Here is a 21136-nt window from a genome sequence, read left to right on the forward strand (position 1 = left end):
ATCATACGCATCTCAATTTATTCAGTTACAAAACAAACGATGTATTGCTCTTTCTACTATTTTCGGCAAATACTCAAAACTATACGTGATCTCTAGTCGCTCTGTCCATTGATGAGGATCTTTTCCTAACGGACCTATATTTAAAACAGGCATCGTTAATTGTTCCATGACATCTTCCGGAATTTCAAAACCATTATTTTGTAATGGCATATTAGACGTATAGTTTTTTAAACTTCCTAGCGTTGAAGGAGGTCCAACGAAGCTTAAATCTGACAGACCAGTAAAAAACTCCGATACAGTTAAGTTAATTTGATATTTCTCTTTCGTATACGTCGTAATTTCCTTCATCACTTGCTGAATGTATGGATCTGTTCCTGAAGAAACTGCTGGGTAAAACGGTGGACAATAGAATAAAATGATCATTGGAGCTAAATCTTTACACATAGATGCTAAATCCTGGACAAGTAATGTAGAAAAATCCCTATCTCCCTCTGTGCGTTGACTAACCAATAAATTCTGCCTACGATTAATCTCTGCTTGTCCATAACGTTTGACAGCTTCCTGATATAATTCTTCATACATCATTACATTAACTTTAATTGGCGGCATGGTAAAATCGGTGGCAATTTCAGAGAAATGATCCGCTTTTTCCTGGATATAGTGCTCTATATTTTGGGCAGCGTCCATCGCACCTTGAAGCAATTTTAAATTTATATCATGTAAGGATTGTTTCATATATAAGACATTATACATGGCAATTGCTGATTGAGGGGTCTTTACGGAATAATTCTCTTTTAAATCTCGTTGCATCAGACTAACTGGTGGAGGCGTTACTTCATCACCAATTCTTTCTATAAAAGCTTCATCAAGCTCTAGCTGTTGTGACAAGAAACTAATCATTAAATTAGGATTAACGCCTGAAAAAGGTTCTCCCACATGCGACTCTTTACCGTAACAATAAAATCCTGGTAATATTTTTCCAATTGAACCAGTATATACATAATAAGCTTCATCGCCAGGATATTTGCTAAACATTGGCTCACCGTTTAAACATGCCAGATATGTTAGCTTCTGCTTTTCCTTCCATTCATGGAGTATAGGTAAAGCTGTTAACATTCCTTTTGAATTGACTTCTTCATCCGGAACAGTAAGTAATAGTATATTACCATCAAACTCACCGTCAATTGCTTTCTCGAGCATAGAAAGGTGTACTGTTAAACCTGCCTTCATATCCATTGTGCCTCTTCCAAACAACCAGTTTCCAGTCTCCATATCTTGCTGAACCGCTTTAGATAATCGTTCCTTTTGTTTATACAATTCTTTTGTCAATGCTTTTGGATGAAATGCAAGGTTTTGTAGTGATCCAAAATCTTCAACATCCACAACATCAAAGTGACTTAACAAGATTATCGTTTTGTCAGTTTCATTTTTACTCTTAACAAAGGCCGTCAGTAACCTTCTGCCATCATCCAAACCATGAAGCTTTAAATACGAAGGATTTGTTTGAAAATATTGGTTTTGTTCTAACAAATGATACATATACTCTGCTAAAGCAATCTCTGCTGAAGATCCAGTTACACTTTGATAATTGACGAGTGAGCATAACAGATTCGTAAGTTCTTCCTTTGTTTGCCATGTTTTCAAGCGTATCCCTCCAGTATTTAGTATAATTTACAAACTTTATAAGACATTGACTTTTACATGAAAATCAAACACAATGATTAAAAGTAAAGCACGATCGAATGAGAGCATTGCTCAACAGGACTTTGTGTGATGTCAAATGCAACTAAAGAGGTGGATAAGATTGAAAACCAACATATTTGCACATCGTGGTGCTAGCAAATATGCACCTGAGAATACAATGCCTGCTTTTCAGAAAGCGTATCATATGAATGCAGATGGGATTGAAACTGATGTACAGTTAACAAAAGATAATATCCCTGTACTTATACATGATGAAAATGTAAAACGTACAACCAATTCGGTAGGTCTTGTAAGTAAATTATCCTATCAAGAATTAAAAGAATTGGATGCAGGTAGCTGGTTTTCACCTGAATTTAAGGGAATTAAGATACCTACACTTGATGAGTTTCTCAATTGGATTAAAGATAAGCCTTTATATTTAAATATTGAACTAAAAAATAATAAAATAGATTATACAGATATAGAATCTATTGTTTATCAAGCAATCTCTAACTATCAGTTATTAAATCGTACCACAATTTCGACTTTTAATCCAAATAGCGTTAAGAGGTTGAAAGAATATTCTAATTCTCTTGAGGTCGCTTTTCTAACGTCCAAACGATATAAAAGTCCTATCCGTGTAGCTAAAGAGCTTGGAGCTAATGCACTCCATCTGAAATATCGACTCTTACACCGTGAATTAGTCGAAAATATTCATAAAGAAAATATGAAATTAAGAATCTATACCGTAAATAAACCAGTAAGAATTATGCGATCGTTCAACCATCAGGTTGATGGAATTTTCACAGATGTACCTGATCTGGCATTTCATTATCGAGAATCAGTAACCGATTAATTAATATAGGAGGCCAAAAATGAGCAAGTCATCACAATTATTTTCACCAATTGAACTAAAAGATGTATCATTAAAGAATCGAATTGTTATGTCTCCAATGTGTATGTATTCGTGTATACAGGAAGATGGAATGCTTACGTCATTTCATAAAACACATTATATTTCTCGTGCCGTTGGTCAAATTGGGTTAATTATGCTCGAAGCATCAGCAGTCCAAATGGAAGGTAGGATCTCCGCACAAGATTTAGGCATATGGAGTGATGACCATGTTTTAGGATTAAAACAACTGAATGAAGAACTACATAGTTACGGAGCTAAGACGGCTATACAGCTTGCCCATGCAGGAAGAAAAGCTGAACTATCTTCTGCTATTTATGCACCGTCTGCTATCGCATTTAATGATACTTTCCAAGAGCCGCTAGAAATGTCACAAAATGATATTGACGATACAATTAATGCATTCAAAGACGGTGCGAGACGTGCCGCTGAAGCTTCGTTCGATGTTATAGAAATACATGGAGCACATGGATATTTAATTAATCAATTTTTATCACCATTGACTAATCACCGTACGGATGCATATGGAGGAAGTAAAGAGAATCGATACCGCTTTTTAAAAGAGATTATTGCTTCGATCAAAACTGTTTGGAATGGGCCAATTTTTGTACGAATTTCCACAGATGAGTACGATAACAACGGAAATAGCCTAGAAGATATACTCTACTTTTGTTCTCAGTTAAAAGAGGACGGTGTCGACTTAATTGATTGCAGCTCTGGTGGAGTCGTCCCTGCAACGATCAATACTTACCCGGGTTACCAACTTAGACGCTGTGAAACAATTAAACAAGATGTCTCTATTGCTACTGGAGCAGTTGGTTTAATTACCTCAGGAAAACAAGCTGAAGAGATTATTCAAAACAAACGAGCAGACTTAGTCTTTATCGGTAGGTCATTACTGAAAAATCCTTATTGGGCTAAAGAAGCAGCTGCTGAATTAAACTATGACTTAAAGGCACCTAAGCAATATATCAGAGGCTGGAAATAATACTGGAGGTTATACGATGGAGTTGATTTTTCTTGGAACAGGAGCAGGTGTACCCTCCAAACAAAGAAACGTGTCATCCGTAGCACTTTCCATGCTACAAGAATTAAATAGTGTTTGGTTATTTGACTGTGGAGAAGCAACCCAACATCAAATTCTCCATACATCAATTAAGCCAAGAAAAATTAATAAAATTTTTATCACTCATTTGCATGGTGACCATATCTTTGGTCTACCTGGCTTCTTAAGTAGTCGATCTTTTCAAGGTGGTGAAGATCCGTTAACTATTTATGGTCCTAAGGGAATTCAGCAATTTGTTGAAACGAGTTTAGGTGTAAGTGATACTCATCTTAATTATTCATTATTGTTTGTGGAAATTGAGAATAATATGGTAGTGAAAGATAGTCACTTTTCAGTCCATATACAAGCGTTAGATCACGCAATTCCTAGTTTTGGATTTCGTATTATGGAGCAGGATAAACCTGGAGAATTACTAGTAAATAAATTAAAAGACATAGGGATTAAACCTGGACCTATTTACAAACAAATAAAAGAAAATGAAGTTGTGGTAACGGAAGCTGGTAGGAAAATTTATCGAAAAGATGTTATTGGACAGGATAAAAAAGGGAGAGTAGTAGCTATATTAGGTGATACAAGGTATTCAACAAATTACATATCTTTGGTTAAAGATGCTGACGTTCTAGTTCATGAAGCCACATTTAGCCATGATAAGTCTATTCTTGCTAAGCGATATTTCCACTCAACAACGACGCAAGCTGCAGAACTTGCCAAAAAAGGCAACTGCAAGCGCCTAATACTTACTCATATCTCATCAAGATACCAAAAGGAAGAAAATGAGCAACTTTTACAGGAGGCCCAAATGATCTTCCCACATACAGAAATTGCATATGACTTCTCTAGTTTTTTGATTAATTAAAGGAGGGCTTTCTATGTCACAAATTGAATCGATTATTGCTGACCAACGAGCATTTTTCTTAAATGGCAATACGATGAATTTTAATAGCCGCAAAGAACAACTTCAGAAACTTAAAAGTATGCTAAAGGAAAATGAACCTGCTATATATAAAGCATTAAAAACAGATCTAAATAAATCCAAACATGAAACACTAACAACTGAATTAGGATTTTTAATAACCGAATTAGATCATACACTGAAGCATTTAAGAGATTGGATGGAACCTATTAAGGTTTCTGCTCCAATCACCCATAAAGGAACAAAAAACTTTATTATGAAGGAGCCTTACGGAGTTTGTCTGATCATGGCACCTTGGAATTATCCTTTACAGTTAGCGCTCGCACCAGTAATTGGTGCACTAGCTGCAGGTAATTGTGCTGTAATTAAACCTTCTGAAGATGCACCAGCTACTTCAGCATTATTGCGTGAAATGATTAGGGAATACTTTGATCCATCTTATTTAACAGTCATTGAAGGCGCAAAAGAAATTGCTCAGGAGCTTTTACAACAGCGTTTTGATTATATCTTCTTTACTGGTAGTACCCAGACTGGGAAAATTATTATGAGAGAAGCAAGTAATCACTTAACTCCTGTAACACTTGAATTGGGAGGTAAAAGCCCCGTTATCGTTGATAAAGATGCTAATATTAATCTAGCAGCAAAGCGTATTGTCTGGGGTAAATTTACGAATGCTGGCCAAACTTGTGTTGCTCCAGATTACTTATATGTACACGAAAAGGTTAAATTTAAATTATTAAAAGCCATGAAGAAATATATGAAGAGCTTCTATGGTAAAAGCCCTTTATCAAATAAAGACTATATCCGAATCATCAACGAAAAGCATTTCGATCGGTTACATACTTATTTATCTACAGGAACTATTCTACATGGCGGTGAATCGAATCGAAACCTATTAAAAATTGAACCTACGATTCTTGACAAAATCACGTGGGACGATCCAATTATGCAGGAAGAAATATTTGGACCAATCCTTCCGGTACTTACGTTTAAGGATATAGAAGATGCAGTTGGAGTAGTTAAAATGCAAGAAAAACCTCTAGCTTTATATTACTTTGGAGAAAATGAAAATACGCAACAACAAATTATGCAGTACTTATCATTCGGTGGTGGTAGTATAAATGATACACTTTACCATCTAGCTAATCCACATCTTCCGTTTGGTGGTGTTGGTGCAAGTGGCATGGGAGCATATCATGGAAAATATAGCTTTAATACGTTTTCTCATAAGAAGAGCATCTTAAAACAAACAACAAAATTTGATATTCCATTCCGTTATCCCGGTGGAAAACTGTCACAAACAATTATAAATAAAATTATGAAATAATGACAATGTAAAAATCTCGAGTAATATACATTAAAGAAAAAGCCGAACTTAAATTCGAAACACACTGGTGCGGGCCCTGGTAGTTAGAGTAAAAATCTAACATCTAGGGATAATCACCACTGGAGAAATCGAATTAGTTCGGCTTTTAATTGGATCATCTTGTATATTATTCATTATTCAACTATACTATTTAAATCAGCAATCTGTGTAGAAATATTGAAATATAGCTGATTTCCACTACATTGTTAATTTCATCATTTCATATAAAATGGTGCTTTCTATAGCCTACTATCTTGTTAAGACAAGTATTTAGCTCAATATGTACCTGCCTCATTTTAACGCTTAAAATCATCCAAGAAATCTTTTTGAAAGCTCGTACTTGGACTTTGATTATCCGTATTGGTAGTATTCCATGAGATAAACGGATTTTTTCCGTATTTCTCAGATAGCTCATTAATCGTTTTATATAACTTTTCTTTTCCCGCCACTTTTTCATATGAAAATAGATCGAGTTGCTGTGCAATATTTTGCTTCTCTTCTACATCCTGTACAGTAATTCCCAATAGTCTAATTGGTTCTAGATTCCAATGCTTTTGCAATAATTCATTTGCGATTATTAAGATATCTTCTTTTGACTCAATATAGTTTCTTAATTTTTTGCTTCGTGTAATAGTCTTCCGATCATGATAGCGAATCATTACTTGTATGCTACGTCCAACTGCTTGTTTTCGCTTTAATCGACGTGCTACATTTTCGGCGAGGTAATGCATCAATGCTCTAATTTCTGTTTCATCTGTAGTATCCTGCGGTAGTGTTTTTGAGTTACCAATACTTTTAAATTCATAGACAGCATCAGGATCTACAGGACGTTGATCCACACCATTTGCTCGATTTTTTAGTCGTTCACCATTAATTCCAAGTATTTGTTTTAATTCGTAGACATTCCCACGCGCAAGATCACCTATTGTCTCTATCCCTATTCCTTTTAATTTAGTGGCTGTTTTCCCTCCTACTCCATACATTTCTTCAATTGGTAACGGCCACAGCATTGAGGGCATCTCACGCTTTCTTAATACTGTAATTCCCATTGGCTTCTTCATGTCGGATGCCATTTTTGCAAGAAATTTATTTGGTGCTATCCCAATACTGCATGGCAAATCGAGCTCTCTAGCTATTCTTTTCTGTAAATTGGCTGCTATATCTAAAGGTGTACCCATTCCTTTACTTTCCGTTACATCCATATAGCCTTCATCGATAGATACGGGTTGTACAAATGGAGTTATTTCTGAAAGCATTTTGAAAATCTCTCTAGAGGCTGTTCGATAGCGTTCAAAATTAGGGCGTAGGACAATTAATTCAGGACATAGTTTTTTAGCCTCCCATAGATTCATTGTCGTTTTTACCCCTTTAGCCCTTGCTTCATAACTGCTTGTTACAACAATTCCTCGTCTCTCTTCAGGATTACCAGCAATGGCTACAGGCCTGCCCTTAAGTTTCGGGTTATACGCCATCTCAACTGAAGCATAGAAGCAATTCATATCAATATGGAAGATAACTCTTCGCTTCGTAGCTTGATTCGTCATACATATACTGCTCCTTAATACGGACAATTTAATATCACTTTTAATCCATTATAACATACCAAAGAAAAAACCCTTTAAGCGTTGCACTTAAAGGGTTTACTTTGTTAATTTTTTGCTGCTTCCTGGATAATTGCTGTAACTAACTCTGTTACTTTAACCAAATCTTCTACTTTGATCCGTTCATTTGTTGTGTGGATTTCTTCATAACCAACAGCAAGATTGACAGTCGGGATTCCGTGACCTGCTATAACATTTGCATCACTACCCCCACCACTTTTTAGCAATTTACTTTCTCGACCAATGGCCTTGGCAGCATTACGTGCAACTTCAACTACTAAATCGCCTTCCTGTTGTTTATATCCAGGATACATGACCTTAACCGATACTTCAGCGGTACCACCAAATTCTTTAGCAGTATTTTCAAAAGCATCCTTCATTTTTTTAACTTGTACTTCCATTTTTTTCGGATCCAATGACCGGGCCTCAGCTAAGATCTCGACATGATCTACAACGATATTCGTTTGCTTACCGCCTTCAAATCGACCAATATTAGCTGTTGTTTCATCATCAATTCTTCCGAGTGGCATTTTAGCTATTGCCTTCGCAGCTAAGGTTATAGCTGACACTCCTTTTTCAGGAGCTACGCCAGCATGAGCTGTTTTTCCTTTAATTACGGCAAATACCTTTGCTTGGGTAGGTGCGGCTACAACGATATCACCTACATCTCCATTACTGTCTATTGCATAACCGTATTTTGCATGGAGCATGGATGGATCCAGTGCCTTCGCTCCTACTAAACCAGATTCTTCACCTACAGTTATTACAAATTGAACATCACCATGCTCTAAATTATTTTCATTAACTGTACGGATAGTCTCTAGAATTGCGGCCAAACCCGCTTTATCGTCCGCACCTAAAATGGTGGTTCCATCCGAAATAATGTAACCATCTTTAATACTAGGGTTAATGGCTTTACCAGGAACTACAGTATCCATATGTGAGGTAAAGTAGATTGGGTCTACACTATCTTTGGTGCCTTTCCAATTACAAATTAAGTTACCAGCACCATGCCCTGTTGTTGATTTACTGGCATCCTCTATAACCTCTAATCCTAAATTAGAGAACTTCTCCTTTAACACTTTTGCTATTTCTGTTTCTTGTCCTGTCTCAGAATCAATTTTAACTAGTTCAAAAAATTCTTCTAAAAGACGTTCTTCATTAATTAGCAAAACAAATCCTCCTATACATCAATTATAATGGGATATTACCGTGTTTCTTACTAGGACGATCCTCTGTTTTATTTTGGAGCATTTCCAAAGCTTCAATTAGCTTTAATCTGGTGTCACGAGGATCAATAATATCATCCACCATTCCTAAACTAGCAGCCTCATAAGGATTTGCAAAACGTTGCAGATATGTACGTATTTTTTCTGCTTGTAACTGATCCGGATCATGACTCGTATCAACTTCGTTAGCAAACATAATAGGGACAGCTCCCTCGGCCCCCATAACAGCGATTTCTGCATTCGGCCATGCATAGACAATGTCTGCTCCAAGTGATTTACTATTTAATGCCACAAAGGCACCACCATATGCTTTTCGCAGAATCACTGTTACTTTTGGAACCGTTGCTTCTGCATATGCGTAAAGTAGCTTAGCGCCATGACGTATAATTCCATCATGTTCCTGTTTAATACCTGGGATAAATCCAGTAACGTCTTCTATGGTTACCAAGGCTATATCAAATGCATCACAAAAACGAATAAACCGAGCCGCTTTATCACTTGAATTGATATCTAATCCACCAGCTAAATACTTTGGTTGATTACAAATCATCCCAACCGTTTGCCCATTAATTTTTGCAAATCCAACAACAATATTTTTAGCAAAATGTTGATGCACCTCAAAGAAACTACCTGAATCAACTATATTGTTTATTACTTTTTTTACATCATAAGGTGATCTGCTATCAAAAGGAACTATCTCTATTAAATCACTTCCATTGGATAATTCACAGTAATTTGCAATATCTTCTGCTTTTTCTTGATCAAAAGCAGGCAAATAATGAATTAATTGACGAACGGTTTCCAATGCTTCTTCTTCCGTATTTGTTTGAAAGTGAGCATTTCCACTCTGTTTATTGTGGATGGAAGCTCCCCCCAGTTCCTCTCCTGCTATTTGCTCTCCAGTAGCTTTCTCTATTACTTTCGGACCCGTAATAAACATTTGTGATGTTTGTTTAACCATTATAATGAAATCAGTAAGCGCTGGTGAATAAACTGCTCCACCTGCACTTGGTCCCATAATTACCGATATTTGAGGTATTAAACCAGAATACTTAACATTTCTGTAAAAAACTTGACCATATCCATCTAAAGAAGATACACCTTCCTGTATACGAGCACCACCAGAATCAATTAATCCTACAATCGGAATTCTATTTTTTGCAGCTAAGTCCATAACAGCAGTAATCTTCTTCGCGTGCATTTCTCCTAGTGCTCCACCATAAACGGTAAAATCTTGAGCAAATAGGTAAATAGATCTACCATTAACTTTTCCGTAGCCAGTTACGACACCCTCACCATTACTATCAACGGCTATGCTGTTACACGAAGAACAAACTCTCTGTTTCATGAAAGGATTTATTTCTACAAAAGATTGCTTATCTAGTAACACTTTAATTCTTTCCCTTGCTGTTAATTTCCCTTTTTCATGTTGTTTACGAATCCGCTCTTCTCCACCACCAAGCTTTATTTGCTTTCTCTTTTCATATAATTCCGTGATTTTATCATACATATCCACGATGTTCACTTCTCCTGACATAATTCAAATAATACACCATTTGCTACACTTGGATGAAGAAATGCTATTTGTTGCCCATCAGCTCCTATTTGTATTTCTTCATCTATTGCCTGAATACCTTTCTGCTTCAAAAGGTCTACCCGTTGCTGGATATCGTCGACTGCTAGTGCAATATGGTGCAAGCCTTCTCCTCGTTTGTTAATAAATTCAGCTACTGTAGAAGTTGTGGTGATTGGTTCGATTAATTCTAAATAAGCTTCTCCCACTTTTAAAAAGGCCACTCTAATGGATTGCGAATCGATTGTTTCCATTTGTGTCAACTTAAGACCTAAACACATCATGTAAAAAGGCAAAGATTCCTCTATATTCTTAACTGCTATTCCAATATGCGTAATGTGATTGACAGCTTTCGTATCAGACGAATTCATTTTCAGCCCCCTATTTGTATGTTTATATAAAGTGAAACTTCCATCCAGCTTTTACTAAAACAAATACGTACAAAGGCTTAAATCGCCACGTCCTGTGGCAACGCCTTTGTGACCTACTTCCATGTAGGCCCGAACCAATCGGACATTTACTGGCAGTCGTTTCCTCACTTATCATTAGTGATTTCATTTTATTGCTTGATGTGAGGGTTTTACGACAAGTTACATGTGAAATACATTCGTATGTTGATTCATCAATAAGCAATCACCTATACTAGCTTATTGATCATTTTCACGAGAAAGAACATTGGAGCTGAAAAACGCTTAAATAGTGAGATAAATGTTTATTACCACTTGTCCAAAAGTAGTTTTCAAGGTAAAATAAACGTAGTATTTTAGGAGTGAAGGAGGATTTGTATGTCCCAAAAATCAAAGCGTGCTCGAAGAACGAAAATTATTGTATATATTATGATAATTGCAATGCTCCTATCCACTTTGACAGCAGGTCTAGCATTGTTTATATAAGAATATTAACTATGGGATATCATTAAGAAGGACACTAGCTCATAATTTCCTGAACTTATACCGCTTACTAATGTTTGTCCATAACGAATTACGTCATAAAATGAACAAAAGCGCAAGCGCCCGAATAGAAACGTAGCGACTGGAGCGAGTCAGCGGAGTTAAAGGAATCACGGTGATTTTGCGAACCGCTGATGACTTAGATTAGGACGATTCGTGAAGTCGGCTAGATTCTGGGCGCTGGAGCTAGTCGCGGCTCAACGCGCTCATATTTATCTACACGGTTTTCCTAGACTATTAAAAAAGACTGTACCACACATGGGTCCAGTCTTTATGCTTCTTTGCTTGTTCTTCTCTTAGGTCTAACATCACTTTCTTTAAACCTTTTTTTCAATAATAGATAGTCTTCAATATCATGTAATAATCGAAAAAGGTTTGCTCTCGTTTCAAATTCTTCTCTCGAACATGGAAGGTCCTCTCTATCGAAATCCTTTCGCAATTGCTCTAATTCCTCTAGGTAGATAATTGCTGTATTCCCAGGATGTACAGCTTTCGATAGCCCTTCAAAGAAGGAGGCAATTTTTTCCGTTATCGAGTCTTTTTTGGGCAATTTAGTTACAAGTGGAAGCATTCGCTGTAATAATTCAAATTGTCTTGATCGCATACGAAAATAATCACGATATGGGTGCTTATTGCGTAATATATGATTTTCTTTATCACGCTCTACTAAGTCCGCTGCTTCGACCAGTAGCTGTTCAATTCTTGTTATTTCATTTCCATCCCATACAATATTCCTATTGCGTACATATAATGCGATTTCATATAGCACGGACTGAAAATTTTCTTCCAATTCTCGTTGCTTTTCTTTTAACTTTTTATCTAGGCTTGGCATATATAAGTTTAGTAATAATCCAGTTCCAATACCAATGATTATTAATAGAAATTGATCAACTAAGAAATCATAATCTAAATAATGTGCACCGTATAAATTTAAAATAATAACTGAGCTTGTTGCAATACCCTGTGTAATATTTAAATACACCGTTATTGGGATAAAGATTGCTAGTAATAAGCCAACCACTGCTGGATGATAGCCTATATAATGAAAAAATAGAATGGACAGAATAGATGCAATAATACATGCTAAAAAGCGATTCCATGCACTTAAAAAAGATTGTTTTCGTGATGGTTGGATACATAAAATGGTAAGAATACCAGCTGATACAAAATTTGTTACTCCTAATAATTGAGCTATCCAAATAGCAATAGGTGTTCCTATAGCTGTTTTAATAGTTCGATAGCCTATCTTCACGTTCCATTCTCCTTTACCGTTCCACTCAGGTTACCGGAAAAAAAGGCTGACCTACGATAACATAGAGACAGCCCTCATTTCATATCTAATCAAACAATTTTTAGACTTCTTCACAATGCTTATCAAATATCGTTTGAAGCTTACTTATGACATCCATAGCACTATGTCCTTCAATATCATGTCGTTCTAACATGGTTACTATTTTACCATCTTTCAAAAAGGCAAATGAAGGTGAAGAAGGTGGATAACCTTCAAAATATTGTCTTGCTTTTTCTGTTGCTTCTTTATCTTGGCCAGCAAATACTGTCACTAATTGATCTGGGCGTTTATCATAATGTATGGAATTAGCAGCAGCTGGTCTTGCGATTCCACCAGCACATCCACATACTGAATTAACCATTACTAACGTTGTACCCTCTTTAGTAAGTGCTTGATCCACTTCTTCAGGTGTTGTTAGTTCTTGATAACCAGCCTCTCTAATATCCTTACGCGCAGCATCTACAACATCATTCATAAATATGTTAAAATCCATTAAAAATCAAACCCCTCACTTGAAGTAACTTTTATACTATAGATAGGATACCAGCATCAGTTTGATATTTCAATTAAATACGTTCTCCGAACAAGGAATTATATTGTTCTAATACACATTAATTGTATTTTCATTCATATTCTCTAAAATTTCTTTCACACGTGCGAGGAAGTTGCCGCAAACAAGACCATCCAATATACGATGATCTAAAGATAAGGATAAATTAACCATGTCACGAGCTGCAAACATATCATTAACGATCATTGGTCGCTTCACAATAGATTCAACCTGCAAAATTGCTGCCTGTGGATGATTGATAACGCCCATGGAGTGGATAGAACCAAAGGAACCAGTATTATTAACGGTAAATGTACCGCCCTTCATATCATCGCCAGTTAATTTGTTAGTTCTTGCCTTTATTGCTAGTTCATGAATTTGCTTAGCAATTCCTTTTATACTTTTATCGTCTGCATGATGAATCACAGGCACGAATAATTCTTCGTCTTTCGCTACCGCGATCGATAAATTAATATCCTTACGCTGAATAATCTTATCTTCTGCCCATGTACTATTTAGTTGTGGGAATTCTTTTAAGCTTTGAGCTACAGCTTTCACAAAAAATGCAAAAAATGTTAATCCGTAGCCTTCTTTTTGCTTGAACGAATCCTTTATTTTATTTCTGTATGTAACAAGATCTGTTACATCTACTTCAACAGTCATCCAAGCATGAGGAATTTCTTGTTTAGATCGAACCATATTTTGGGCGATCGCTTTACGCACTCCTGTAACTGGGATTTCGATATCACCTGTTTGCATAGTCGGCTGTGGTTTCGACGGAGATTCTTTTGCTTGTTTATTTTCAACAGTTGGTGTTACAGCTTTATTGTCATGTTCTGTAGGAGCTGGTATCTTACCAGAAGAAATTAGCTTTTCGATATCCTTTCTAGTAATTCTACCTGCTTTACCTGTGCCTTCTACCTGTTCAAGATCTATATTATTTTCTTGCGCCATTCGTAATACAGCTGGAGAATAACGTTTTTTCATAGACTGATCTTTTGCATCATTAGAGCTGTCCATATCGGTTTGCTGCTTATTCTCCTTGCTCGGTTCTGAACCTTTTGCGGCACCAGCACTACTTGCTTCCGTATCGATATAACACATTAAATCTCCAACTGCAATGGTGTCCCCTTCTTGAGCAACTAATTCCTTAATTGTTCCAGTAAAGGAGGATGGCACTTCTGCATTTACTTTATCTGTCATTACTTCAGCAATAGGATCATACTTATTCACTTTATCTCCAACATTAACGAGCCAAGAACTAATCGTCCCCTCTGTAACACTCTCACCCAATTGTGGCATATTAATTTTTTCTTTCGCCATTTGTGGTCTACCTCCTTTAATTAAAATTCTGCAAGTTCCCGCATTGCTTTTTCCACTTTGTCTGGATTAATCATAAAATATTTTTCCATTGTTGGCGCATATGGCATTGCTGGTACGTCCGGTCCAGCAAGTCGTTGAACTGGCGCATCCAAATCAAACAGGCAATTTTCTGCTATAATTGCTGCTACCTCACCGATAATACTACCTTCTTTATTATCCTCGGTTATAAGTAAAACCTTGCCTGTCTTTTTAGCAGCTTCAATAATGGCTTCTTTATCCAGTGGGTATACTGTCCTTAAATCTAGAATATGAGCATCAATACCCTCTTCCGCTAGCTTTTCAGCCGCTTGAAGCGCAAAATGAACACATAACCCATACGTAATAATGGTAATATCTGAGCCTTCACGTTTCACATCAGCTTTACCAATCGGTAATACATAGTCATCCTCGGGTACTTCTCCTTTTAATAAACGATATGCACGTTTGTGTTCAAAGAACAATACTGGATCGTTATCACGAATAGAAGCCTTTAATAATCCTTTAGCATCATATGGTGTTGATGGCATCACTATTTTTAGCCCAGGCTGATTGGCAAATACCGATTCAACTGATTGGGAATGGTATAATGCTCCATGCACGCCGCCTCCATAGGGAGCACGAATCGTCATTGGTACATTCCAATCATTATTTGAGCGATAGCGAATTTTAGCTGCCTCTGATATTATTTGGTTTACAGCTGGCATGATAAAATCAGCAAATTGCATTTCAGCTACAGGCCTCATCCCGTACATTGCAGCACCAATTCCAACACCTGCAATAGCAGATTCCGCTAATGGTGTATCTAAAACACGTTCCTCTCCAAATTCTTCAAATAGTCCATCAGTAGCACGAAATACGCCACCTTTTTTACCTACATCTTCACCTAAAACAAATACATTTTCATCTCGTTTCATTTCTTCTTTCAAAGCAGTTGTTACTGCCTGGATATATGACATTACTGGCATGACAATTTCCCCCTTTCTACTCTTCGTACACGTATTTTAAAGCATCTTCGGCAGGCGCATAGTCCGCATTCTCAGCATAATCTGTAGCCTCATTAACCTCCGCATTAATTGCATCATTTATTTGTTTTTCTACTTCCTCTGTTAATATGCCCTCATCTTTCAAATACTTAGCAAAGGTAATAACAGAATCTTTCTTTCTTGCTTCATCTACTTCTTCACTTTCACGATATAATCTATCATCATCATCACTTGAATGTGCAGTTAACCGATAGGACACCGCTTCAATTAACGTTGGACCTTCTCCAGCTAAAGCCCTGTCCCGTGCAGCTTTCACAGCCTCATAAACAGCAAGTGGATCATTACCATCTACAGTATATCCAGGCATTCCATAGCCTTGTGCCCGGTCAGCTACATTTTTACTTGCGATTTGTTTTTCAATCGGAACCGAAATAGCATATTTATTATTTTCTACCATTGTAATAACAGGTAAGTCGTGAACTCCTGCGAAATTTAAACCTTCATGGAAATCCCCCTGGTTAGATGAGCCTTCTCCTAGTGTAACAAATGAAACAATCGGTTCTTTTTTCATTTTAGCAGCAAGGGCTACGCCAACTGCATGGGGAAGTTGAGTCGTAACAGGAGACGAGCCTGTCAGAATTCGATTTTTCTTCTGCCCAAAATGACCTGGCATTTGACGACCACCAGAATTGGGATCTTCAGCCTTGGCAAACCCAGATAGCATCAATTCCTTCGTTGTCATCCCAAAGGCCAATACAACGCCCATATCACGATAATAAGGTGCAACATAATCACTTTTCCGATCTAATGCAAAAGAAGCCCCTACTTGTGCTGCCTCTTGTCCCTGACATGATATAACAAATGGGATTTTACCGGCTCGATTTAACAACCACATTCTTTCATCAATTTTCCTTGCTAAGAGCATTGTTTTATACATTTCTAATACCATTTCATCTGTAAGCCCTAAAGCTTTGTGGCGATTTTGTGCCATCACTTAGTCCCTCCTTTTATAAATTAACCATGTATTTGTTTACCATCTACTGCAAGTGCAGCTTCACCAATCACTTCTGCTAAAGTTGGATGTGGATGGATGGTGTGTCCCACTTCCCAAGGTGTAGCGTCCAGCACTTTAGCAAGGCCAGCTTCTGAAATCATATCAGTCACATGAGGACCTACCATATGTACACCTAAAATATCATCCGTTTGCTTATCTGCAATTATCTTTACAAAGCCATCAGCTTCACCATAAACCAGTGCTTTACCAACTGCCTGGAAAGGAAATTTGCCTATTTTAACTTCATATCCATTTTCTTTTGCTTGTTTCTCAGTTAAACCTACACTTGCTGCTTCTGGACTAGAATAGATACATGACGCTACCTGTGAATAATCAATTGGCATTGGGTTCTGATCAGCCATATGCTCCACAGCGACAATTCCCTCATGGGAAGCAACATGCGCTAGCTGCATACCACCAATCACATCACCAATTGCGTAAATATGTGCTTCCTTTGTTTGATAGAATGAATTCGTTTGGACAAATCCGTTCTCTACAATAATATCTGTATTTTCCAAGCCAATGTTATTTGTATTTGCTTTCCTACCTACAGAAACAAGCATTTTCTCTGCATGAAAGCGTTGATGTTTTTCATTGATTTCTGCTTCAATTTGAACTCCATCTTCTTTTAAAAGTGTATCAGCTAGTACTTTTGCACCTTTGACAAAATTAATTCCTTTTTTCTTCAATAATCTTTCTACTTCTTTGGCAACAGCAGTGTCCTCAGAAGGTAGAATATCTTCTAAGTATTCAATGACAGTTACTTCCACATCAAAATCCGCCAGCATCGACGCCCATTCTATGCCAATAACGCCTCCACCAACAATAATAATTGATTTTGGTAGCTCTTCTAACTGTAATGCGTCATCAGAGTTTAATACCGTTTTATGATCAATATCTAAACCAGGCAACGTTTTTGGAGTAGATCCAGTTGCAATCAAAACATTTTTTGGAACTAGCATGGTGTTCTCATCACCATTCGCATATTCAATAGAAATCGTTCCGGGCATCGGAGAAAATATACTTGGTCCTAGTATTCTTCCGTATCCATTATAAACATCAATCTTCCCCTTCTTCATTAACCCTTGGACACCCTGATGAAGCTGATCGACAATAGCTCCTTTTCTTTTTTGAACTCTCGTGAAATCAAGCTTTGTGTCCTTCGTTTCCACACCGAATTCATAAGCGTTTTTAGTTTGTTTATAGACTTCAGCACTTCGCAATAATGATTTTGACGGAATACAACCACGATGGAGACATGTACCACCCAATTCTCCCTTTTCAACAACTGCTACTTGCATCCCTAGCTGAGAGGCTCTTATGGCTGCTACATAGCCGCCAGTACCACCTCCAAGTATTACCAAATCGTAATCCTTAGCCATTTTTCAACACTCCTCTATCAAATTCTAATTAGGGTACGTTTTTGCTATTTCTTCCCCTCTGAGTATCCGAAGAACACCAGCATTTAAAGCTTGTAGCTCATCTTCGCCTGGGTAGACAACCGTATCAGCTATCCAATTGATCCGTCGAATAATCGACTCAGTAAACGATTTTCCATGTGCAAGGCCTCCAGTTAAAACAATTCGATCAACGTCCCCTGATAACACTGCACTCATGGAACCTATTTCCTTAGCTACCTGATAAGCCATTGCTTCATATATTTCCTTTGCCTTTTCATCGCCTGAAGCAATCCGTCGTTCTACCTCGATGGCATCACTTGTATGAAGATAACCCATCATTCCACCTTGCCCTACAATCTTTTTCATTACTTCTTCTCTATAATATTGCCCTGAAAAACAAAGTGCAATTAAATCCCCTGCTGGTACAGTACCTGCGCGTTCCGGTGAAAATGGTCCCTCTCCGTGTAACCCATTATTTACATCAACTACTTTCCCACGTTGATGTGCTCCGACAGTTATGCCACCACCCATATGCGTTACTATGAAATTCAAATCCTCATATTGTTTATTCATATCATTTGCGACTTTTCTAGCAACTGCCTTCTGATTTAAAGCATGGAAAATACTCTTTCTTGGTATTTCAGAAAAACCAGAATACCTAGCAATTTCCGCAAGTTCATCGACTACGACTGGATCAACAATATATGCAGGAATATTAAGGTTTAGAGCAATTTCATTTGCTATGATGCCCCCTAAATTGGAGGCATGTTCACCATTATAGCCAATTCGCAAATCAGTTAGCATTTGCTCGTTCACTTCATATGTTCCACCCTCGATCGGCTGAAGTAATCCGCCGCGAGCACAGACAGCACTTAATTTAGATATATTTATCCCTTCATAATCAAGCTGATTAAGAATGATATGTTTTCGATACATATGCTGTTCGATAATGGATGGAAATTGGTTTAATTCATCGGATTGATGACGAATTGTTTTTTCAAAAATACATGTTTCATTATCAAAAACCCCTATCTTTGTAGAAGTAGAGCCAGGGTTTATCACAAGATTTCTAAACTTAGCTAGCAATACATTTTACCTCCGTTGTCTAAGTTGTACCTTATCTTCTACTAAGAATATGATGTCCATTCAGCAAGAATTGACTTCTAGAATTACGTTCAGACTCAATTCTCTCCTCAGCCATCCGATCAGCCGCTACATAGGTTGGAATGTTATCTCTTTTGGAAATAGCAAATACTTTTTGTAGACTGTCGTAAATGGTTTCCACTTTTTTCATTGCGCGATCATGATTATAACCATGTAATTCATCCGCTACATTTATTACACCACCAGAATTAATGACATAATCAGGAGCATAAACGATTCCTTGTTCATGAATAATATCTCCATGCTTTGAAGACTTTAATTGGTTATTGGCTGAGCCTGCAATGACTTTCGCTTTTAATCTAGAGATTGTATCATCATTAATTGTAGCTCCTAATGCACATGGAGCGTAAATATCACAGTCAACATCATAGATATCGTCCGGATCAACAGCTGTTGCGTCGAAAGCTTCAACAGCTCGATTAATTGCTTCTTTATTTATATCTGTAACAATTAATTGAGCCCCTTCTTCATGTAAAAATTCGCAAAGTGCATAAGCTACATTACCAATTCCTTGGATTGCAATGGTTTTACCTTCTAAAGAATCATCACCATATGCCTCTTTTGCAGCAGCTTTCATTCCTTTGTAAACACCATACGCTGTTACTGGAGATGGATTACCAGATGAACCTGATTCTGGAGAAATACCTGTTACAAAATCTGTTTCCATATGAATTAAATCCATGTCATGAACAGTAGTTCCTACATCTTCCGCCGTAATATATCTTCCATTTAATCCTTGAATATATCTTCCAAATGCCCGAAACATTTCTGGATTCTTATCTTTTTTTGGATCACCAATAATTACTGTTTTTCCACCGCCCAAATTTAATCCAGCTGCAGCATTTTTATATGTCATACCTTTAGCTAAGCGTAATGCATCTTCAATCGCTTCTTCTTCCGATTTATATGTCCACATTCTTGTTCCACCAAGAGCTGGCCCTAAAGTTGTATCATGAATAGCGATAATAGCCTTTAAACCAGAATTTTTATCTTGACAAAATACTAATTGTTCATAATCATATTTTTCCATATAAGTAAATAGTTCCATGTTTATTCCTCCTAAAATGTATGAGCTGATACAAGAGCTAAAGAAAGTGAATATACTTTACTTTCAGCTGAATCTGCTCGTGATGTAAGTATAATCGGTGCTTTTGCACCACTGATAATAGCTGCCACTTTTGCATTAGCATAATAAACAAAAGACTTGTATAGTGCATTTCCCGCTTCTATAGATGGTGCTAATAGTATATCTGCATTACCAGCTACCTCTGATTTGATCCCTTTTTGCTGAGCTGCTTGATACGACACTGCATTATCAAAAGCTAATGGACCGTCAATCAGACATCCTTTTATTTGGCCTCTTTGTTGCATTTGGGTTAATACAGCAGCATCCATCGTCGACTGCATAGCCTCGTTTACCACCTCAACAGGAGTGATAGCAGCAACTTTCGGGACATTAATACCAACAGCGCTAGCAACTTGAACTGCGTTTTGAATAATCTCAACCTTTTGTTGTAAATCTGGCGCAATATTCATAGCTGCATCTGTTAGAAACACTACTTTTTGCTGATTAGGGATTTCAAAAAGCGCGACATGAGATAATACTTTTCCTGCACGAAGGCCATATGCTTTATTTAATACAGCTTTCAAGATATCTTTTGTAGCTATTTTCCCCTTCATAAGGATATCTGATGCCTTATCATTTATAGAGAGAACTGCTTGCTTAGCAGCCTCATGATTATTTTCTACATGACGAATAGTCATGTCGCTATTCCATTGACTAGGTATTAAACCTATATCAGTTGCTAATTCGGTTATTTTCGATTCATCCCCAAATAGCAAGAAAGTACATAAATCTTCTTCGAGTGCTTTTTTCACTGCCAGAAGCACTTCCTTATCAGCCGCATTTACCACCGATACGGTTCGCTTTCTTCCTTTTTTTACTTTAGCTTTTAATTCGTTTAACGATTCCATACATACCTCCTATCTCTGCCCCAAATATAATTAAGCAAAAACCGTGCCAACCTACAAACAATGA

Annotated in this window: 19 protein-coding genes; 5 read left to right on the forward strand and 14 right to left on the reverse strand. The window is 37.1% G+C overall.

Annotation, left to right across the window (positions count from 1 at the left end; all coding sequences use genetic code 11):
- Positions 1–21: 21 nt before the first annotated feature.
- A complete protein-coding gene (locus tag RVS70_RS04470; RefSeq protein ID WP_166530483.1) occupies positions 22–1644 on the reverse strand; it encodes a M20/M25/M40 family metallo-hydrolase in 1623 nt (540 codons plus the stop codon).
- A 160-nt stretch (positions 1645–1804) separates the two neighbouring features.
- On the opposite strand from RVS70_RS04470, the gene RVS70_RS04475 reads away from it, so the two are divergent.
- Genes RVS70_RS04475 through RVS70_RS04490 form a run of 4 tightly spaced genes read left to right on the forward strand, consistent with a single transcriptional unit; the run spans position 1805 to position 5902 of the window.
- Positions 1805–2539 carry a glycerophosphodiester phosphodiesterase gene (locus RVS70_RS04475; RefSeq protein ID WP_026681083.1) on the forward strand — a complete coding sequence of 245 codons (735 nt, stop codon included), beginning with the start codon at positions 1805–1807 and terminating at the stop codon, positions 2537–2539.
- A 19-nt stretch (positions 2540–2558) separates the two neighbouring features.
- The gene (namA, locus tag RVS70_RS04480; protein WP_026681084.1) at positions 2559–3584 is read left to right on the forward strand and encodes an NADPH dehydrogenase NamA; all 1026 of its coding nucleotides are present in this window, start codon (positions 2559–2561) and stop codon (positions 3582–3584) included.
- Positions 3585–3600: 16 nt separating this feature from the next.
- Complete coding sequence (gene rnz / locus RVS70_RS04485) at positions 3601–4518, forward strand: ribonuclease Z (RefSeq protein ID WP_026681085.1); 918 nt, start codon at positions 3601–3603, stop codon at positions 4516–4518.
- Between the two features lie 13 nt (positions 4519–4531).
- On the forward strand, positions 4532–5902 hold the full coding sequence (locus RVS70_RS04490; protein WP_026681086.1) for an aldehyde dehydrogenase: 1371 nt from the start codon (positions 4532–4534) through the stop codon (positions 5900–5902).
- A 335-nt stretch (positions 5903–6237) separates the two neighbouring features.
- Here the strand turns inward: RVS70_RS04490 and RVS70_RS04495 are convergent, their stop codons facing one another.
- From RVS70_RS04495 to mce, 4 genes are all read right to left on the reverse strand, one after another.
- Positions 6238–7485: a DNA polymerase IV gene (locus RVS70_RS04495; protein ID WP_121605071.1), complete on the reverse strand. Its 1248-nt coding sequence runs from the start codon at positions 7483–7485 to the stop codon at positions 6238–6240.
- Between the two features lie 104 nt (positions 7486–7589).
- Positions 7590–8714 (reverse strand): M20/M25/M40 family metallo-hydrolase, encoded by a 1125-nt coding sequence (locus RVS70_RS04500; RefSeq protein WP_026681088.1) that lies wholly within the window; start codon positions 8712–8714, stop codon positions 7590–7592.
- Between the two features lie 22 nt (positions 8715–8736).
- On the reverse strand, positions 8737–10287 hold the full coding sequence (locus RVS70_RS04505) for an acyl-CoA carboxylase subunit beta (RefSeq protein WP_121605069.1): 1551 nt from the start codon (positions 10285–10287) through the stop codon (positions 8737–8739).
- A gap of 5 nt (positions 10288–10292) precedes the next feature.
- On the reverse strand, positions 10293–10715 hold the full coding sequence (mce, locus tag RVS70_RS04510; protein ID WP_026681090.1) for a methylmalonyl-CoA epimerase: 423 nt from the start codon (positions 10713–10715) through the stop codon (positions 10293–10295).
- Positions 10716–11129: 414 nt separating this feature from the next.
- Between mce and prli42 the strand changes: the two genes are divergently transcribed.
- Positions 11130–11237, forward strand: coding sequence for a stressosome-associated protein Prli42 (gene prli42 / locus RVS70_RS04515; protein ID WP_121605068.1), 108 nt, complete (start codon positions 11130–11132; stop codon positions 11235–11237).
- A 328-nt stretch (positions 11238–11565) separates the two neighbouring features.
- Here the strand turns inward: prli42 and RVS70_RS04520 are convergent, their stop codons facing one another.
- The 9 genes from RVS70_RS04520 to yqiS form a co-directional block, all read right to left on the reverse strand.
- Positions 11566–12546: an aromatic acid exporter family protein gene (locus RVS70_RS04520; protein WP_026681091.1), complete on the reverse strand. Its 981-nt coding sequence runs from the start codon at positions 12544–12546 to the stop codon at positions 11566–11568.
- A 100-nt stretch (positions 12547–12646) separates the two neighbouring features.
- Positions 12647–13078 carry a BrxA/BrxB family bacilliredoxin gene (locus tag RVS70_RS04525; RefSeq protein ID WP_026681092.1) on the reverse strand — a complete coding sequence of 144 codons (432 nt, stop codon included), beginning with the start codon at positions 13076–13078 and terminating at the stop codon, positions 12647–12649.
- 108 nt (positions 13079–13186) lie between these two features.
- Positions 13187–14458: a dihydrolipoamide acetyltransferase family protein gene (locus RVS70_RS04530; protein WP_026681093.1), complete on the reverse strand. Its 1272-nt coding sequence runs from the start codon at positions 14456–14458 to the stop codon at positions 13187–13189.
- Between the two features lie 20 nt (positions 14459–14478).
- The gene (locus RVS70_RS04535) at positions 14479–15462 is read right to left on the reverse strand and encodes an alpha-ketoacid dehydrogenase subunit beta (RefSeq protein WP_026681094.1); all 984 of its coding nucleotides are present in this window, start codon (positions 15460–15462) and stop codon (positions 14479–14481) included.
- Between the two features lie 16 nt (positions 15463–15478).
- Positions 15479–16471: a thiamine pyrophosphate-dependent dehydrogenase E1 component subunit alpha gene (locus RVS70_RS04540; RefSeq protein WP_026681095.1), complete on the reverse strand. Its 993-nt coding sequence runs from the start codon at positions 16469–16471 to the stop codon at positions 15479–15481.
- 23 nt (positions 16472–16494) lie between these two features.
- On the reverse strand, positions 16495–17916 hold the full coding sequence (gene lpdA, locus RVS70_RS04545; RefSeq protein ID WP_026681096.1) for a dihydrolipoyl dehydrogenase: 1422 nt from the start codon (positions 17914–17916) through the stop codon (positions 16495–16497).
- A 24-nt stretch (positions 17917–17940) separates the two neighbouring features.
- Positions 17941–19020 carry a butyrate kinase gene (gene buk / locus RVS70_RS04550; RefSeq protein WP_026681097.1) on the reverse strand — a complete coding sequence of 360 codons (1080 nt, stop codon included), beginning with the start codon at positions 19018–19020 and terminating at the stop codon, positions 17941–17943.
- A gap of 31 nt (positions 19021–19051) precedes the next feature.
- Complete coding sequence (bcd, locus tag RVS70_RS04555) at positions 19052–20146, reverse strand: branched-chain amino acid dehydrogenase (RefSeq protein WP_026681098.1); 1095 nt, start codon at positions 20144–20146, stop codon at positions 19052–19054.
- 11 nt (positions 20147–20157) lie between these two features.
- On the reverse strand, positions 20158–21072 hold the full coding sequence (yqiS, locus tag RVS70_RS04560; RefSeq protein WP_026681099.1) for a phosphate butyryltransferase: 915 nt from the start codon (positions 21070–21072) through the stop codon (positions 20158–20160).
- Positions 21073–21136: the final 64 nt, after the last annotated feature.

Source organism: Virgibacillus sp. M23 (assembly GCF_034190895.1).
GTDB lineage: Bacteria > Bacillota > Bacilli > Bacillales > Amphibacillaceae > Virgibacillus > Virgibacillus salarius.